3 protein-coding genes and 1 pseudogene are annotated in these 2549 nt (G+C 61.4%); 1 reads left to right on the forward strand and 3 read right to left on the reverse strand.

Features of this window, described 5'->3' with window-relative positions; genetic code table 11:
- The 3 genes from AB0N17_RS46025 to AB0N17_RS46035 all read right to left on the reverse strand — a co-directional run.
- On the reverse strand, positions 1–398 hold a 398-nt coding region (locus AB0N17_RS46025; protein WP_366017638.1), incomplete at its 3' end, for a hypothetical protein.
- 432 nt (positions 399–830) lie between these two features.
- On the reverse strand, positions 831–1193 hold the full coding sequence (locus AB0N17_RS46030; protein ID WP_366017640.1) for an STAS domain-containing protein: 363 nt from the start codon (positions 1191–1193) through the stop codon (positions 831–833).
- A 647-nt stretch (positions 1194–1840) separates the two neighbouring features.
- Positions 1841–2092: a helix-turn-helix transcriptional regulator gene (locus AB0N17_RS46035; RefSeq protein ID WP_366017641.1), complete on the reverse strand. Its 252-nt coding sequence runs from the start codon at positions 2090–2092 to the stop codon at positions 1841–1843.
- Between AB0N17_RS46035 and AB0N17_RS46040 the strand changes: the two are divergent.
- Positions 2081–2549 (forward strand): annotated as a pseudogene (locus AB0N17_RS46040) (hypothetical protein); the annotation flags it as partial. The gene AB0N17_RS46035 and the pseudogene AB0N17_RS46040 sit on opposite strands and share 12 nt — an antisense overlap.

Below are 2549 nucleotides of genomic sequence, written 5' to 3' on the forward strand. Positions count from 1 at the left end.
GCGCTTCGCGCGGGTGGAAACAGCCAGCCCTCCCCCTCGAAGCCCGAAACGGAAAAGCGCAGCAGCAGGGGCTGGGGGTCTGGACGCGGCAGTAGCCGAGGAATTACAGGGCCGAGGTCCTCGTCCCGATCAGAGCTCACTCGCCTGCGGGGCACCGAACAGGCCACATTGCCGCTGAAAAGAGTGCGGGCCTCATTGACGGCTCTTTGCCAACTGCGTTCTACACCGCCGTGCTGGCGTGCAAGGCGTGCGGCCATGCCACGGCGGTACCCACCGTTCTCCCGGAGCGCGATCAAGGCCAGCTCCACGGCTTTCGCGCGTCCCTCCCGGCTGCGTCCGGTGCTACCGAGTGGCCCGGCACCGATGTCCTGCAGCCAGCCTCCCCAGAACTCAAGCACGGCTTGTTGGTCAAAGTAGTGTGTCCGCTGCAGGGTGCAGACCACTTCGGGGTGTCGGTGCGCCTCGGGATCCGTGTGGCGACGTGCGTACCATCGTCCGACAGTGGCAACGGATGCCCCAGTCAGCTTGCTTACCCATACCCTGCTGACCACCCAGCGGCCCTCGTACAGTCGACACATCGGTATCTCGTTCACAGAAGATCTCAACTTTCTCTTCGTCGCAGATGCGGATTGTGCTGTGCGCGGCCTAATCGCCTATTCCGGTTGATCTGAAGTCAAATCCAGCATGATCTCTTAACGCTCAACGCTTTCCGACGAGCCGCAATGATTTGAACGTCGCCTTGAAGAGCGCCTGAAGCACGGGCCGGTCGGCCACTCGCCCGGGCGCAGAAGCCTCCAATCCTCACGGCTGTGTGGCCACTTCGGTACGCCTCAAATGGCGGCCCCCCGCCCAGCTGCCCCAGGTGTTGCATAAATTTCGTAGGCTTGGCTCAGCCCCCCGATTCGAAATACGCTCAGCGTCTGAGGTGAACAACATGCAATACGCAGCCATCCTTGGTAATCACTAGTTCTTTTCACGCTACGACTTAAGCCGAGGCCCATCGAGTCAAGGAATGACGCGACGCAAAAGTCAAGGGCAAGGCGCCGATGACTTTCCTCCAAGGGTGCCATGATTACCTCGCGAATCTCGGGAGGCATATGAACAACGGCCGCACCACCCACCTCGAGGACGGTCCATCCATTGGCTTTGCCGCAACTAACAGAAAGGTGCTCGTGCGAATCATATTCGCTCACATGATCATTCTAATCTTTTTGTGTAGTACCGGAACGCTCATCAGGGTGGGTGACCGTCGGGTACTCGAGGAGCTCACCTGGAAGCGATAGGTTGGATACGTAAACAGCAGAGTATTTACGTCACACTCTGACAACACACGAAAGAGTCATCAAGGTCTGTTGCGCACACAGCAACAAGCTCCCCGTTCGCAGTAGAACTGCACGCGGCTCATCTAACCCCGCTCTTACAGGTGCACCGGATACAGATTCGGGGGAGAGCAAGTTGCGCCTGGGCCCCCTTGCACAGGTACCCTTTTCGCGATAGAAAGCGCCATGCATGCAGATGCATGGCGTCAATGAGGGGAGGGGACTCGAACGCGCGGACATGCCTGTAAAGGGGAGGTGTCAAAATTTTACAGCGTGCGGCTACCTAATGAGGGTGACTTGCCGCATCGTTGAAACGGAGGGTGCTCTATTAATGGCATCACAGTGGCAGTTGGTTGCATTGTGTTGAGACCGTCGGTCAAAAGGGGCGCTGGCTTCCGCAGTGGCGAGGCCCATTGAGAGGATGAACTCTGAACATGCCTAGACGCCTGGCGGTGTCGCGGCCTGGTCAACCGCGGACGGGATGACTCCAGCTGACTTTCCTTCGTTGCAGCTGGGTAAAACTACCGCCAGCGGCCTGCCCCATTCCCGAGGGGCAGGCCACGTTCGGTCAGGGCCTCGTCGGCGAGGCGCGAGAATTCCTCGCTGGGCTTGTGACGGCCCGATTCCACGTGGCTGACGTAGGACGGGTCGTACCCCATGGCCAGCGCTAACGCCCGCTTGGACATTCCGCGTACTTCCCGCCACCGCGCCACCTCAGCCGCGTAGTTCTCGGCCGTCTGCTCGACGGTGATCTCGTCGCCTTGCGCGTCCACCGGGCCTACCGGCTGTGCGCCGAGGTCGTCGACCGCGAGCAGTTCTTCCTCGCCGACGGCGACTTCGCCATCGACACCGACTTTGCCCCCGCCATGGTCGAGCCGCTGGACGAGGGCGTGTCCATGCGGGTGTGGCGGGCGGTCAACCCGGTCAACGGCCTGACCTACGGCTATGGTGGGCTGAAGCTGATCCGCCGCAGTGCCCTGCGCGAGATGGGCGAGGCGGTGGACGTGCTCGCCGCCCTCCCGGGCCGCATTGAGTTCGCCGAACAGAGCGCGGGCGTCACCCGGTTCAACCAGAGCCCCTTCCACGCGTGGAGGGCAGGCTTCCGCGAGTGCGCGATGCTCGCCCGTGGCAGCGAGTACGGCACCTCCGAACCTGGTGCAGCATGTTCGGTCTCGGCTATCGTCGACGTTGTGACTACACGAACAGAGGAGAACAGCCCACCGCCGCAGT

The organism is Streptomyces sp. NPDC051133, assembly GCF_040682635.1.
Taxonomy (GTDB): domain Bacteria; phylum Actinomycetota; class Actinomycetes; order Streptomycetales; family Streptomycetaceae; genus Streptomyces.